This window comes from Wolbachia endosymbiont (group A) of Crataerina pallida (genome assembly GCF_964028475.1).
Taxonomy (GTDB): Bacteria; Pseudomonadota; Alphaproteobacteria; order Rickettsiales; family Anaplasmataceae; genus Wolbachia; species Wolbachia pipientis.
Genome location: NZ_OZ034785.1, coordinates 1417776 through 1432997 on the forward strand (window position 1 = coordinate 1417776; position 15222 = coordinate 1432997).

Annotated in this window: 14 protein-coding genes and 1 pseudogene; 10 read left to right on the forward strand and 5 right to left on the reverse strand. The window is 36.2% G+C overall.

Features of this window, described 5'->3' with window-relative positions; all coding sequences use genetic code 11:
* Window positions 1-8 precede the first annotated feature (8 nt).
* The 5 genes and pseudogenes from ABWU55_RS07035 to ABWU55_RS07055 all read left to right on the forward strand — a co-directional run bounded on the left by ABWU55_RS07035 (window position 9) and on the right by ABWU55_RS07055 (window position 4175).
* Complete coding sequence (locus ABWU55_RS07035) at window positions 9-395, forward strand: dihydroneopterin aldolase (protein WP_353286295.1); 387 nt, start codon at window positions 9-11, stop codon at window positions 393-395.
* Window positions 392-1675 (forward strand): dihydropteroate synthase, encoded by a 1284-nt coding sequence (gene folP, locus ABWU55_RS07040; RefSeq protein ID WP_353286296.1) that lies wholly within the window; start codon window positions 392-394, stop codon window positions 1673-1675. Before ABWU55_RS07035 ends, folP begins: the two co-directional genes overlap by 4 nt.
* Complete coding sequence (locus tag ABWU55_RS07045) at window positions 1669-2148, forward strand: dihydrofolate reductase (protein WP_353286297.1); 480 nt, start codon at window positions 1669-1671, stop codon at window positions 2146-2148. The genes folP and ABWU55_RS07045 overlap by 7 nt, the downstream gene beginning before the upstream one ends.
* Before the next feature lies 1 nt (window position 2149).
* A complete protein-coding gene (locus ABWU55_RS07050; protein ID WP_264705944.1) occupies window positions 2150-2887 on the forward strand; it encodes a putative folate metabolism gamma-glutamate ligase in 738 nt (245 codons plus the stop codon).
* 455 nt (window positions 2888-3342) lie between these two features.
* Window positions 3343-4175: pseudogene (locus ABWU55_RS07055) on the forward strand (IS5 family transposase).
* Window positions 4176-4230: 55 nt separating this feature from the next.
* On the opposite strand, the gene ABWU55_RS07060 reads toward ABWU55_RS07055, so the two are convergent.
* A protein-coding gene (locus tag ABWU55_RS07060; protein WP_156518142.1) for an IS630 family transposase occupies window positions 4231-5090 on the reverse strand; the annotation gives its coding sequence in 2 pieces (ribosomal slippage) (window positions 4231-4766 and window positions 4766-5090; 861 coding nt in all).
* A 509-nt stretch (window positions 5091-5599) separates the two neighbouring features.
* Between ABWU55_RS07060 and radA the strand changes: the two genes are divergently transcribed.
* Window positions 5600-6943 (forward strand): DNA repair protein RadA, encoded by a 1344-nt coding sequence (radA, locus tag ABWU55_RS07065; protein ID WP_264374231.1) that lies wholly within the window; start codon window positions 5600-5602, stop codon window positions 6941-6943.
* Here radA and ftsY read toward each other — a convergent pair.
* Entirely contained in the window at window positions 6930-7841 is a 912-nt protein-coding gene (gene ftsY, locus ABWU55_RS07070) for a signal recognition particle-docking protein FtsY (protein WP_010962907.1), read from the reverse strand. The two genes, radA and ftsY, sit on opposite strands and share 14 nt — an antisense overlap.
* A 191-nt stretch (window positions 7842-8032) precedes the next feature.
* On the opposite strand from ftsY, the gene iscU reads away from it, so the two are divergent.
* Genes iscU through hscA form a run of 4 tightly spaced genes read left to right on the forward strand, consistent with a single transcriptional unit; the run spans window position 8033 to window position 11019 of the window.
* On the forward strand, window positions 8033-8416 hold the full coding sequence (gene iscU / locus ABWU55_RS07075; protein WP_007548853.1) for a Fe-S cluster assembly scaffold IscU: 384 nt from the start codon (window positions 8033-8035) through the stop codon (window positions 8414-8416).
* Window positions 8417-8428: 12 nt separating this feature from the next.
* A complete protein-coding gene (locus ABWU55_RS07080) occupies window positions 8429-8842 on the forward strand; it encodes a HesB/IscA family protein (RefSeq protein ID WP_038199190.1) in 414 nt (137 codons plus the stop codon).
* On the forward strand, window positions 8835-9293 hold the full coding sequence (locus ABWU55_RS07085; RefSeq protein ID WP_209473383.1) for an iron-sulfur cluster co-chaperone HscB C-terminal domain-containing protein: 459 nt from the start codon (window positions 8835-8837) through the stop codon (window positions 9291-9293). Before ABWU55_RS07080 ends, ABWU55_RS07085 begins: the two co-directional genes overlap by 8 nt.
* The gene (hscA, locus tag ABWU55_RS07090; protein ID WP_353286298.1) at window positions 9271-11019 is read left to right on the forward strand and encodes a Fe-S protein assembly chaperone HscA; all 1749 of its coding nucleotides are present in this window, start codon (window positions 9271-9273) and stop codon (window positions 11017-11019) included. Before ABWU55_RS07085 ends, hscA begins: the two co-directional genes overlap by 23 nt.
* Before the next feature lie 7 nt (window positions 11020-11026).
* Here the strand turns inward: hscA and lepB are convergent, their stop codons facing one another.
* The 3 genes from lepB to ABWU55_RS07105 form a co-directional block, all read right to left on the reverse strand.
* Window positions 11027-11773 carry a signal peptidase I gene (gene lepB / locus ABWU55_RS07095; protein WP_010962911.1) on the reverse strand — a complete coding sequence of 249 codons (747 nt, stop codon included), beginning with the start codon at window positions 11771-11773 and terminating at the stop codon, window positions 11027-11029.
* A 949-nt stretch (window positions 11774-12722) separates the two neighbouring features.
* Complete coding sequence (locus ABWU55_RS07100) at window positions 12723-13610, reverse strand: aspartate carbamoyltransferase catalytic subunit (RefSeq protein ID WP_006280416.1); 888 nt, start codon at window positions 13608-13610, stop codon at window positions 12723-12725.
* Window positions 13611-13813: 203 nt separating this feature from the next.
* The gene (locus ABWU55_RS07105; protein ID WP_010082338.1) at window positions 13814-14839 is read right to left on the reverse strand and encodes a Fe(3+) ABC transporter substrate-binding protein; all 1026 of its coding nucleotides are present in this window, start codon (window positions 14837-14839) and stop codon (window positions 13814-13816) included.
* Between the last annotated feature and the right edge of the window lie 383 nt (window positions 14840-15222).

Consider the following 15222-nt stretch of genomic DNA (forward strand, 5'->3'; position numbering starts at 1 on the left):
GGAATGCAATGTCTGTATGTAATCTTCTTATATCTGACTTACGGCTTTGGGTTCATTTAGGCTATAGTGCAGAAGAGAAGTATCATTCTCAATTAGTTAGTGTTAATATTGATTTTACCTTTAAATCCCCCCCTTTAGGACTTACAACTGACCGGCTTGAGGATACTATATGCTACTTGGAGGTAGTTCAGAGTATTCAATCTCTCGTTCAAAGCAAGCAATTCAACTTAATCGAGCATTTAACTCATGATATATACAGGACCATTAATAACCTTGTGATGCAAAAAAAGCTTATTATTTCTTCTATAGGCGTAACTATTCACAAAGTTGCACCACCTGTCCCCAGTGTGCATGGAGGTGTTTTCTTTACTTATCGTAATGCGTTGCAAGAATGATTTACATTTCTATTGGCTCAAATATGGGGAATCGCTTTTCCCATTTACAAAAGGCTGCTCAGTTACTGCAGGAGCGCTATTTTAAAAATTTAAAATCTTCAATTATTCTGGAAACTAAGGCTATTTTACCAAATGATGCTCCACCTCAGTGGAATAAGCCATTTCTAAATATGGTTGTGTATGGAAGTTGTTCTTCTTCTCCTGAAGAGCTGTTAAAGGGCCTTAAACAAATTGAGTGTGACATTGGCCGCCCGCAGGTCTATGAAAAATGGGCACCTCGCATTATTGATTTGGATATTTTGTTATGGGATAACCTGACACTTGATACATCCTACCTTAAGATTCCTCACCCAGAATTGATAAACAGACCATTTTTGCTTCACTTGATGGCAATGCTGAGTCCCATGGCAGTAGTTAACAAAACGTTTGGTACTGTTAACCCTAACATTAAGGATTGCTTTTTAAGGAGTTTTACGCTTTCACCAGAGCTTGTAGGTATTGTCAATATTACTCCTGATTCATTTTCAGATGGTGGTCTTTATTATGATGCAGATCAAGCAACCAAGCAGGCACTGCGGCTGTTATCAGATGGTGCAAGCATAGTTGAACTTGGTGCTCAATCAACAAGACCTGGCTCCTCAATACAAACTCCAAAAGCAGAATATGCACGCTTAAAACCAGTGCTTGATAATCTCAATCAGTATATGAAAGTTGGTGACATTAAAGTCAGCATTGATAGTTTCTGGCCAGATGTTATTTTGAATGTTTTGGAGCACTACAACATTGCCTGGGTAAACGATCAGAAGGGAGATCTAGATGATAATACCTTAAAAGCGATTGCTAGCAGTGGATGTAGTATCGTTATTATGCATTCACTCTCCATACCACCACATAGTGACAACATTATCCCAAGTGACATTGATCCAATTGATACCATAAATAATTGGGCAGAAAGGAACATTAATAGATTACTAGCTCTAGGTTTTGATCAAAGCTCGATCATTATTGATCCTGGTATTGGTTTTGGCAAATCTATGTACCAGAATATCCAGATTTTACGCAGTATAGAAACGTTACAAAATTTTGGCTGCAAAGTTCTGGTTGGTCATTCTAGAAAGTCATTTATTTCTTCTTTTTCTACAGAACCTGTCTTTAACCGAGATTTAGAAACAATTGCTTTATCATCTGCATTGCACAACAAGGTTGATTTCCTTCGAGTGCATAATGTGCGTGATCACATGCGATTCTTTGTAGCTCAAGCTGCTTTACAGGGATGCTAGTTATCGGAATTATGGCTGTTGATCCCAAGGGGGTAATTGGAATAAATAATGGATTGCCCTGGCATTATCCAAGTGAGTTAGATCATTTTCGTCAGGTGACTGGCAAACAAGTTATTGTTATGGGAAGAAAAACATTTGAAACTATGCCTCAAAACATATTGAAGGATCGTATCCCTGTTGTTTTTTCTCGTAACAAATTAAATTCTTGTTTTAACAGAGGAGTAAAATGCACTATTATTTCTTCTATGCAAGAGTTTTTGTCAATCCAAAGTAATTCTAAAGTCTTCATGATTGGTGGAGCACAAATAGCGCATCTTTTTTTGGAGTATGATCTAATCTCAGAATTTATCATAACAGAAATTCACAAACCCTATAAAGGTGATGTATATTTCAACTTAACACTTCTTGATGGATGGCATAAAACTATTCTCACCAAAACGAAAGATTATACTATATGTAGGCTAATACGTTAATATGCATGTTAAAGCAATTTATACCCACCGCATTGAATGTGGGGAAGTATTAGAGCAGGTTCTTGATCGCTATGTTTCAGAGTTGCTAGGAGAGGAAGTTGTTCTTGCTATCACATCAAAAATCATTTCTATTTGTCAAAAACAAGTGGTTTGCAAAACTGCTTGTTCTAAAGAAGAGCTAATCAAAAGAGAAGCTGATGCAATTGTTGATGTAGACCATAATTCTTACGGCATCTATTTAACAATCAAAGACAATATCTTAATTCCATCTGCTGGTATTGATGAATCAAATGGTAACGAAATGTATATTTTATACCCAAAGGATGTTCAGAAAACAGCTCTATCAATATGGAACTATCTCAAGACAAAACACTGCATAAAACATCTTGGTATTTTGATTACAGATAGTAACATAACACCTATGCGCCTTGGGGTTACGGGCGTTGCTCTTGGTTGGTGTGGATTTGAACCATTTTATTCCTATATAGGCAAGCCAGATCTTTATGATCAACCACTGCAAGTAACACAAGTCAATCTTCTTGATGCGTTGGCAACGTCTGCTGTTTTAGTTATGGGAGAAGGGGCGGAGCAAACACCAATGGCAATAATTAGTGGCGCACCAAAGATTCACTTTCTTACTCGTCCGCCAACTACAGAAGAAGAAAAAAGTGTGAAGATATCTATGGAAGAGGACCTTTACTCTCCTCTCCTCATGCGAGCCCGCTGGTTAAAGAGTTAAAGAGGAACTTAAAAATTTGCTATTAGACTTCTTACATAACCATATAACATTGGGAATAGAAACAAAAAACTTACTTGACACCCTTCGCCAGCGCCCTTATCATGATAGTGAAGCTATTGTATTTGCTTTCGCCAATCTGCAGATTAAAAGGTAAGGATTACTTAATGTATCGGCGTCTTATGTTTAATTTTTTGCAGTACATAGATACTGTATGTCTTTACAAAACTTCATCTACATCTAGATTTTTATCTAAATAAGCTGAACGCGCTTATAAAGCGTTACAAGACATCAAAAAATGCCAATACTCGACAGAGATAGTAAAAGACTAGCTAACTCGGGGATTCTTTGTCTTTTTTTCTGCTTAGTAAACTTCTTAAACATTTGCAGCGTAAGTTAGAGGTTGTCCGGAAACTAGTAAAAGGCTATAATATCTGAAATTTTAGTACGGGGTAAAGATGAGAAAAAAGTATCCAACAGATCTAAGCGAAAGGGAATGGGCAAGAATAGAAAAACACTTCAGAGTATCATACAAGAAAGGAGGAAGGCCGCCAAAGTATAGCAAAAAAGAAATATTAGAAGCAATTTTCTATGTATTGCGTACAGGGTGTCAATGGCGGTATTTACCAAATGATTTTCCGCTATGGAAGACTGTGTATGAGCAGTTCAGGCAATGGAAGAAGCAGGGAATTTTTGAGAAAATGAATTATGAAATTACAAAATATAGTAGAAGAAAAATAGGAAGGAATGAGCAGCCGAGTGCCTGTATAGTAGATAGTCAATCTGTAAAGACTACAGAAAAGGGGGGATCAAAGGCTATGATGGAAGTAAAAAAGTAAAGGGTAGAAAAAGGCATATAATTACAGACACTCAGGGTTTTATACTAGGTTGTTACGTAGGCGCTGCTAACGAAAATGATAGAGATGGTATTAAAATAGCATTAAACAATATGAGAACAAAATATACTAAAGTTAAAAAAATGTGGGCTGACATGGGATACCAAGGAAGAAATTTAAAGAATCACATAAAGGAAGAATATGACATAGATATTGAAATTGTTAAAAGGCCTCCATGTAGATTTTGGGTGCACAAAGATACGCCACCTGAGCTACTACCAACAAGAGAACAAGGGTTTAAAGTACAGCCAAGAAGATGGGTTGTAGAAAGGACTTTTGCTTGGGTTAATAGGAATAGAAGGCTATCGAAGGAGTATGATTTACTCACAACATCCACTGAGAATTTCATATACCTAGCTATGAGTAGGGTTATGTTAAAGAGGGAATATGCTTGAATTTACTAGTTTCCGGACAACCTCTTATAGCATTTCTCATAATAGTCCGAATAGGTCATAGGAAGGCAGAATCAACAGCACGACGAAAGGATTCGAATAGAGGAATGTTTTTCCTGGCTCTGTTTTTTATAGCAAACCAATGATGCTCAATTTTGTTAAAATCTGGAGAATAAGGCGGCAGATACAAAATTTCTGCACCGACTCCTTTAGCGAGCTTGATAAGCTTATCAGACTTATGAAAAGTAGCATTATCAAGAATGACAGTTTGTCCAGGTTCTAAGATCGGTGCCAAAAATTGCTCAAACCATCCATTAAAAATATCCATATTACAGTGGCCTTCAAATGTTAATGGAGCAACTATCTTTCTTCTACTTAAGGCTGCAACCATGCTGATTCGTTGAGTTTTTTTTCCAGATTTTAGGGCATAAAATCGCTGTCCTTTCTGGCAATACCCATATGGATAGTCCTCCGTGTTATCAATCCCAGACTCATCTATATACACTAAGTTTTCTGGTTCTTTTGTTGCTATAATTTTTAAGAATTCAGCACGTTTTTCTTCGTTCCTTTCCTTGTATCCATATGTCTTTTTTTGCGCGTAAATCCAATTTTTCTGAGAGCTCGGTGGATCGTTTGGATACTAACGTTGCCCCAAAGTTTAGCCATTTCCGACAGAGTTTTTCTACCGTGTTTTTTAGCAAATTCGATAAACTTATTCCAGTCGATAATTTTCTGATTGTAACCTCCATTACCGAGTTTTTTTGACTGAAAGTCGCCTGTTTCTTTTTTTCTTTGCTGCCACTCCCACAAAGTAGTTCGTCCAATTTTAAATCTTGCTGCCACTGCTTCTCTGCTTTCCCCTTCGTCTAGTGCTTCCATTGCTTTTTTTCTTAAATCATAACTATATGCTGCCGGCATCCAACCTCCTTATCGCCATCTATCCTTAATCTTATCATATCCGGACTTCTGTGGAAAGAGCTATAGTTGCAATTAAAAGCAGCTTAATCTTGCTTGTCAAGCGTTTAAAACATAAAAAACGCCAATATTTTAAAGCGGATAATAACCCCAGGGCTTCTTTTGCCTTTTTTTTCATTTGGTAAATTTCTTAACGTTTGTAGCTAAACGACAACCGTCATCCCGCTACGTGTTAGCGGCTAAGAGATACCGCGGCGGTATGACGGTTTGCGGCGGCATGACCTCGTCATTCCCCTACGTGTTAGCGGGATCTAGAGATACCGTGACGGTATGACGGTTCGCGCGGTGGCATGACCTCGTCATCCCGCTACGTGTTAGCGGGATCTATGCTTTGAGATACCGCGAATGAATCGCGGTATGACATAGGGAACCCTTTCTTGGGTTAGCTATAGATTTACTTCGCATATTCAGCTAATTTTTATTACAATTACAACAAAATAATTTTGGCTTTGATGAAAACTGTATATGTATGTCAATCCTGTGGTCACAGCACTGGTAGGTGGGTAGGGAAGTGTATTGCATGTGACAATTGGGATACAATTGTTGAGGAAATAGCAGTAAAAACGGGCAAAAGAAGTATATCTGCGCCAATTTTAATAAAGACGTTATCAGGTAGCGAAATTATCACTCCAAGTCGTTTTCTAACAGGAATAGAAGAATTAGATAGAGTTTTTGGTGGGGGTATCGTTCAAGGTGCTAGCATTTTAATTGGAGGCGAACCTGGAATTGGGAAATCCACCCTTTTGCTTAGAATTGCAGCTAATGTTGTGCAACTTTCCTCTTTTGAATGTCTTTATGTATCCGGCGAGGAATCTTTAGAGCAAGTGAGTCTCAGAGCAAAGCGTCTTAAGATAAATGAACCTAAAATTAAGCTTTTATCTACAGTGTCTTTAACTGATGTAGTAGCAACAATAAAGGAAAACAAAAGTATTAAATTCTTAGTAATTGACTCTATACAAACAATGTATGATAGCAGAATTACATCAGCACCAGGAACTGTAACTCAGGTCCGCACTTGCGCACATGAATTAACCATTCTTGCGAAACAATATGGTATTTCTCTCTTAATAGTTGGTCATATAACTAAGGATGGACAAATAGCTGGACCTAAAACTTTGGAGCATATGGTGGATACGGTATTATATTTTGAAGGTGAAAATAGCAATCAATATCGCATTTTGCGTACTATTAAAAATAGATTTGGCCCTGCAAATGAAATTGGTGTTTTTGAGATGTCTGAAGCAGGACTTGTGCCTGTTGATAACCCATCATCATTGTTTCTGATGGCCCATGACAGAGAAGTAGTTGGCAGCGCCGTATTTGCAGGAATTGAAGGTTCAAGACCAATTTTAATGGAAGTTCAAGCATTAATAGCAGGAACTAATATGGCAACCCCAAGAAGGGCAGTAGTTGGGTGGGATATTAATAGATTGGCTATGATCATCGCGGTGCTAAATGCTCGTTGCAAAATGTTTTTGCATGATAAAGAGGTATACCTAAACATTGCAGGGGGACTCAAAATACAGGAACCATCGGCTGATCTTGCTGTTGCTGCTTCCCTTATTTCAAGTATAGTAAATTTACCGCTGCCAACTTCTTCAATAATCTGCGGTGAAGTTGCACTTTCAGGAGAAATTAGGAACATCTCGCATGCTGATCTCAGACTAAAAGAAGCACAAAAGTTAGGATTCAAAAAAGCAATTATGCCTAAAAATGGTAACTATTCTTCTCATGATATTGAAATAATCAAGCTTGGTCACGTAAGGGAATTAAGAGAAGTCTTTAATTACAATTAAATAACGCTTCAGCAAATTCTTTGCTAGTAAACTCCCTTAAGTCCTCTATATTTTCGCCAATTCCTATAGCATGTAACTTTATCTTATAAGCTTCTGCAAGTCCAATTACCACTCCGCCCTTAGCAGTGCCATCTAACTTTGTTACGATTAGCCCGGTAACATTAACCATTTTGCTAAATGCTTCTAATTGGCTATAAGCATTTTGGCCGGTAGTTGCGTCAAGAACTAAAATAACGTCATGAGGGGCAGTGTCATCCAATTTCTTTATCGTTCTATATATTTTTGATAACTCCTCCATAAGGTTCACATTATTTTGCAGCCTTCCTGCTGTGTCAATTAGAACAACATCAACGTTATCTTTTATAGCTTGACTTACAGCTCTATATGCCACACTTGCAGAGTCGCTACCGTACTCTCCAGTAACAATCAAGCAATCAGAACGTTCTGCCCAAATGTTTAATTGTTCACTAGCAGCAGCTCTAAATGTGTCGCATGCAACAAGCATAACGGATTTTCCCATTTCCTTATATTTATATGCGAGCTTACCTATAGTCGTGGTTTTACCGTTACCATTTACTCCGCATACCATTATTATATGTGGTTTTTTGTTTAAAATTAGCGGTTGCACAGCAGGGTTCAATATCGATTCTATTTCGCTCATTAGCTGCTGTGTGATGGTATTATACTCAACTTCCTTGTCAAATTTGATGCTTGTGAGCCTATCGATAATCAACTTGGAAGTTTTATGACCAATATCCATGCTAATTAGCAATTCTTCTAATTCATCTAAAAGCGACTGATCTAATTTTTTTTTGCCAGAAAAAATACTTTTCACCCCGTCGCTAAAGCGAGAAGAAGTTTTTAACAGGCCCTGATAAAGGTTACTAAACAAACTCAAGGGATACTCCTTTTTAAATTATAAACTTAATTATAATATAAAGAATGACATGCACTACGTGAATTTGTAAAGTAAAATGCACTCAAAAACTACAATTTTACCTTACAAAAATTACACTTTTTGAGTGTATTTTACTTTAGTTTTTAACCTAAATATGTTATAATGTAGAATAGCGGTTCACAGGTAATTTTATGAGTTATAATGAGAAAATTTTAGATCATTACGAAAATCCAAGGAATGTTGGCTCTCTGGATAAAAATGATCCAAATGTTGGTACTGGCCTAGTTGGTGCACCATCGTGCGGTGATGTAATGAAATTGCAGATAAAGGTCAATGACAAAGGTGTTATTGAAGATGCAAAATTTAAAACTTTTGGTTGTGGTTCTGCCATTGCTTCAAGTTCCTTGTTAACAGAGATGATAAAGGGAAGAACCATCAGTGACGTTACACAGATAAAGAATACTCAAATAGTGGAAGAGTTGTCTTTACCTCCAGTGAAGATACACTGTTCGGTACTTGCTGAAGATGCTATAAAGGCTGCTATTCATGACTATCAAAGTAAACAAAAGAATTAAGAAGCTACGAACATGGGTGAATATCAAGAAGTAGGCGGAGGTGAAACTGTAAAAAAGAATAAAAAACTTATCACTATAACTGCGGAAGCAGTAGAAAGGATAAGGTATTTATTGGACCAAAAGAAGCATACTAACCTTGAGAAACCGGAAGAAGCAATAGGAATAAGAGTGCTAATTAAGCAAAAAGGATGTTCTGGTTTAAAATATGATATTGAATATGCATATGATACTCGTCCTTTAGAGTCGGTAATTGAAGAAAACTGTAGTGATGGCCAAAAAGTTAAAGTGTTGATCGACCCAAAATCCGTCATGTTTATTCTTGGCTCTGAAATGGATTATGTAGAAGAAAAATTTTCATCGGGTTTTGTTTTCAAAAATCCTAATGAGAAAGGAAAATGTGGTTGTGGAGAGAGTTTTCATGTCTAGCAACTATTTTGCATTGTTTGAAATTGAACCAGCTTTCAATATCAGCTTTGATGAGTTAGAGAAAAAATATATCGAGCTAAGCAGGACTGATATAAATGAAAGACAGTCCCAAAACATGGAAAATATTAACAGAGCTTATCAGATACTAAAGTCACCGCTAAAGCGTGCTGAGCATTTGCTGGATTTTTTTGATGTGAAAAGCCAAAAGGACCACTTAAATTCTGAAATATTAAGTGAATCAATGGAAATAAGAGAGTATTTGCTGGACTGCGACGATCTACAATTTGCAAGCAGGATGATTGATGAAAAAATAAAAGATTGCGTTAAAAACCTAATTAACACTTTTGCTGTAAAGAATTTTGATGGAGCTGCTACACAAGTCTTAAGATTGAAATATTTATATAAGTCATTTGAGGAGGTGAAAAAGAATGCAACCAATTCAAATTTCTGAACCAAATTCAAGTGAAGTAGTTTTTGGTATAGACCTTGGCACCACCAATTCTTTGATTGCTATGGTAAATAAAGCTGGCAACGTGGAGATATTTAAAGATGAACAAGGAAGAGAACTGCTGCCTTCTGCTCTTTCATATGAAAATAATACATTGAAAACTGGCTACGATGTCGGTCAAAATGCAATCTACTCAATAAAGCGTTTAATGGGTAAAAGTGTTGAAGAATTAAATAAAGAAGGCGTCAATTTTGAAATAGATCATGAAAGCGAAAAAGTTATTAGAATAAAATGCGCAGAGGAAAAGTATCTTACTCCTATTGAGATTTCTGCTGAGATATTAAAAGCTTTATGTGAGAGGGTAAAAAAGTCTAAGGGGCTGGAAGTAAAAAAAGCAGTGATTACTGTGCCAGCTTACTTTGACGATTCAGCACGTAACGCAACCAAATATGCGGCAAAATTAGCTGGAATAGAAGTTCTTCGCCTCGTTAACGAGCCAACCGCTGCAGCGCTTTCTTACTCCATTGAAAAGAACAATAGCAGTGGAATATATGCAGTTTATGACCTTGGTGGCGGAACGTTCGATATTTCGATATTGAAATTGCACCAAGGAGTGTTTCAAGTCCTTGCGGTTGGTGGTGACACCAAACTCGGCGGTGATGATTTTGATCATTTGCTGAGTTCAATTGTGATTGATAAGTATAGAGAAAAGACGGCTAAGCAACTAAATTCCTTACTTATCGAATCACGCTCTGTGAAAGAGTACCTAAGCAATCACACTATAGGTATCTTCGAATTTAATGTTAACGGCAAGCCATTTGAGTGCGAAATTACCAGAGAAGAATTCGAGCAGGCAATCAGTTCTTTGGTCAATAAGACTATCAATATAGTCACTCGTACTATAAGTGATATAGATCTTAAAATTGATGATATAAAAGGAGTAATTTTAGTTGGTGGTGCAACTAGAACACCATTGGTTCAAAATTCACTAGTCAAACTCTTTGGAAATAAAGTACTAAATGACGTGGATCCAGATAAAGCAGTTGCCATTGGGGCAGCTCTGCAGGCTCATGATTTAACTTCGAGCTCAAAAGATAGGAATATTCTCCTGGATGTTCTACCTTTATCACTTGGCATAGAAACTATGGGAGGCATAGTTGAAAAAATCATACCAAGAAATACGCCACTACCAGTTTCAGAGATAAAAGAGTTTACAACTTATATTGATGGGCAAACAGCAATGAAAATTCATGTTTGTCAGGGAGAACGTGAAATGATAGAGGATAACAAATCTCTAGCGCAGTTTGAACTAAAAGGTATACCGCCACTACCTGCAGGTTCTGCAAGAGTTAAAATAGAATTTACAGTTAACGTTGACGGAATCTTGACTGTTACTGCAAGAGAAAAAACTACTGGAATTGAGCAGACAGTTAAAGTAAATTCAAGTTTTGGCTTGAGTGAAGCTGATGTTCAAAATATGGTTAACCAGTCAATAAACAGTTTTGACGAAGATATGAAGGCTCGTTCCCTTGGAGGTGCTAAAATTAATGGAAATAAACTCATACACTTGGTTGAAAACAATAATAACTTTTCCACTAATCAAAAGTTGAAAAACCTATTACAAAATGCAAAAAACGCTTTACAAGGCAATGACTTGAATGAAATTAACAACACTATCGCCGAGTTAGAAAATTCTTCTTTAGAGTTGTGTGAATTAACAAATAGGTAGAAAAAGCTTACACAACCTTGTGCAATACCCTATTTAATCTCAAAGCAACAGGTAACCTGAAATTAAATGGTAACCAATCGACCTTTCCTAATTTAAATGATAAACCAACTATGCTTACACGCCCAATGATATTTTCCATTGGTACAAAACCAACTTCAGGAAACCTGCTATCTAAAGAATTATTTCTATTGTCTCCCATAACGAAAAATTGATCGTTAGGTACATAATAAACCGGAGTGTTATATGATAGCTTATTAGAAATGTCATCTACCAAAATCTCATGTTCCTTGCCACTTAAAAGCGTTTCTATATATCTTGGTATGTTACGATTTGACTCATAATCAAAAAAACTTTCAATTTGCCTTCGCTCTACTTTCTGATCATTTAGGTATAATTCTCCCTCTATCATTTGCACTTTGTCACCTGGTGTTCCTATTACTCGCTTAACAAACCTGATGCTGTCATTTCTTGTGGGTTTGAAAACTACTATGTCGCCACGCTTTGGAGGGGTATAAAAAATCCTGCCGCTAAAAATGTTTGGAGAAAATGGAAATGAGTGTTTACTGTAACCGTATGAATATTTACTAGTAAAAATGTAATCCCCTTCAAGTAGGGTGCTTTTCATTGAACCAGAAGGTATATGAAATGGCTCGAATAAAAAACTACGTATTGATAGCGCAATCAACAGTAAAAAAAACAATGAAGATAAAAATCTTCCCGTTCTTATCACCCAGTTTTTGCTTAGTTCTTCCAACTTTTCCAACTTTGTTTTTCTTATAGATTAAGCTTATTATAATACATAAATTAAAAAATGGTAATATGAAATTTTACTTGTGAATGTTATTCCTCTATTCAAAACAATTTTGAAAAGGCGGTTCATTTCTTTCAACGGTGTCATCCAAGTAGCGTGACACATAACTGTACGAACATTGCAATTTGCAGGTGGCAGATGAAAGTAGCTGATGCACATCTGTACGAACATTTGCTTTTGTTAAGGTAATATGGTGTTATGAAAGTAGCTGACACTGGAATGGCTTTGTTGCATCGCTACTTATGAAAGGCTAACTATAGTTAGGATTATAAGCAACCTATTGAAAATCTTGTTTTTTTGCAATCAATCTGATCAAATTTAAGAATAGTAATTTGTTATTTATATTAATAAATTTAATTCTATTGAAAATAGCTAAAGCATTGAAATTCTTGAATTTTAGCCGGATTGGTAAATGGTAGTGAAATTTCTTTTACTCAAATTTAGGTATTCATTGACCGTTCTTGTTATAAATACCAGAATAATAAGCTACTGATATTCCCTATCTTTTTTATCTTTAATCCATCATAGCTAGCGATGCAACAAAGCCCACTGGAATCTAGGTTGTAACCGTTCACGGATTGTGAGAATGAATAAAGAACTAAGCAGTCGTAACTTTTGGAAGGGATTTTGGCCATTGAGACGTGATGTCAAAAATATCGACAACATTCTTTCCACAAATCTTTCTCCATGTTCCGACCAGGTGAAAAAGCTGTTTTTACGATAGCCGTCTAATTTGCCGTTCTGCAAGGTTGTTGATTGACTTCAGGCTTTCGTAAAAACTTCCACACCATATCCTCGGCCTTAACATCTTAATGGCCATTCTCAAACCATTTACAAGCCTTGTCATTTCATGCCCCCCCTTTTTGCATTAGTTGTGTAGCATCTTTTAATATTAGCAAGGCCTATAATAGTGCAACACTGCCTTACGTATTGCCAATCCAAATTCTACTTGCTGTAAAATAACACAATCTGCTACATCGCTGCTAATCTCAATCCCTCTGTTTATTGGCCCTGGGTGCATAACAATCGCATCTGGTTTTGCGTATGATAGCTTTTGTGAATCAAGTCCATACAAATAAAAATATTCTTTCTCTGAAGAACTATTATTCATGCGCTCTTTCTGCAATCTCAAAAGCATAATTACGTCAGCATCCTTTATACCTTCAATTAATGAATAATGGACTGAATCTACTTCAGGAAAATGCTTACAAATCAAAGTTGGTGGTGCGACCAAGTTTATCTCTGCTCCAAACATTTTTAGCAATCTTATATTTGATCTTGCAACTCTACTGTGCAGAATATCTCCACATATCACAACTTTGAGGTCCTTTATTTGCTTTTTGTGATTGCTGATTACAAGATAGTCTGCAAGAGCTTGAGTTGGATGTTCACTACTTCCATCGCCTGCATTGATTAGCGAGCAGTTAACATACTTTGCCAGTGTATTAATGATACCACTACTTTTATGCCTGATTATTATGTAATCAGGATTCATTGCATTTAATGTTTTGATCATGTCTTTTAGATCTTCTCCCTTGTTAATAGAAGAAGATCTTATTGGCAAAGTTACAACATTTGCTCCAAGGCTTTTTGCTGCTATTTCAAAAGACGCAAGTGTACGCGTTGAATCTTCAAAGAATAAATTTATTACTGTCTTATTTTCCAAGATATGACTATTTGCAACTTCTTTTTTAAGGTACTGGTTGGCCAACTTAGTTATATTTTCTACATCATCGACTGTAAGGTCTGAGATGTTTAACAAATTCCTTCTCTTGTTCATAGTTTCCTTTTCAACTACTTGAACCTATTCTACTTTCTTATTACCTTTTTTCAATAGACTTCTTGTGCAGCAATTGTTTTGGTGAAAGAACGGAAAAAGATAGTAAAGTCAAAATTAAGTTAGAAGGAAGAAAAAGTTCAGCGAGTCAAGAGTAAGGTATATTAGCATAAATCTTTCATCCCAATGTTTAGTGGCGCTGGGGATTACTTCCACTTACACTCATCCGCTATCATAACAGCCTCAAAAAGATGCTTCTCAAGTTCACTTAGAGGCAAATCACTTTGTGAATAATTTCCCCAAGATTTTAGTATATCGGAAGTTTCAACGCCTTCAATAATAGGATATTCTTGGTTTTTTTTAGCGTATAACTCTTGAGCCTGCTTGCTTACTAAAAATTCCAATAAGACTATAGCATTTTCCCTGTTTTTTGCGTTTTTTGTTACTGCTGCACCACTGATGTTTACCATTACACCGTGATCGTTGCGATTAGGAAAAAAAGCCCCTAGCTTGTCTGCAACATTCTTTTTATTTTCTGATGAAAGAATTCTCGCAAAGTAGTAGCTGTTTACTATTGCAACATCTCCCTCACCCGCTGCTACGGCGTAAATTTGATCAGTATCACCACCACTTGGTTTTCTTGCCATATTGCTCACAATTCCGCTTACCCATTCTTTCGTCTTTTCAAAACCATTATTTGCAATCATAAAAGCAATTAACGATCTGTTATATGGACTTGTAGAAGAACGCACTAATATTTTTCCTTTCCATTTTTCATTTGCTAAATCTTCATAAGTACTTAAGTCCTTAGGGTCTACTGACTCTTTATTGTAAACCAATATCCTAGCTCTTTTTGTAAGACCAAACCAATAATCTTCACTGTCTCTAAATCTTGCAGGTATAACACTTTTTAAAACCTCTGAATCTACTTGAGATAAAAGTCCTCTTTTTTTTGCTAGAATTAAGTTGATTGCATCAGCAGTCAAAAATAAGTCAGCTTCACCACCGTTTTCCATTCGTGAAAGTAGCTGAGAATAATCATCAATGATGTAACGTACTTTAATACCTGTATTTTTCGTGAATTCATCAAACAAAGTACGTACTAATTCTTCTTTGCGCGATGAATAAACATTTACCACTTGTGAGTCATTAGTTCCGTCGTTTCTGTATAAATAAGTAATAACTATCAATATAATTGCTATTAAGGATGTGAATATAAAGGCTTTTTTCATATTGGATAAAAAATAACTTCTTTCAGTTAAAGTTACCAAGATGGTACAACTTTAGCAAGTGTAAAGTTCGTTAGATAAATCATAAAAACTTCCTTGACAAGCTTCGCCAGCCCCCTTATTATAACACTGAAGCTATTTATTTATCTTCGCAATCTCTGCAGTGGATTAATGACAAAAAACTTAATGTATTTGGCGTAAATCATGCTTAATTTTTTGCACTATGTGCATCTTATGTCTTTATAAAATTTCTAGGTTTTTACCTAATATAAGCTGAAATGCGCTATTTAAAACATTAAAAAACGCCAACTTAAAAAATGGATAGTGAATAACTAGCTACCCTAGGGTTTCTTTTGCCTTTTTTTCTGTTTAGTAAATTGTATCCG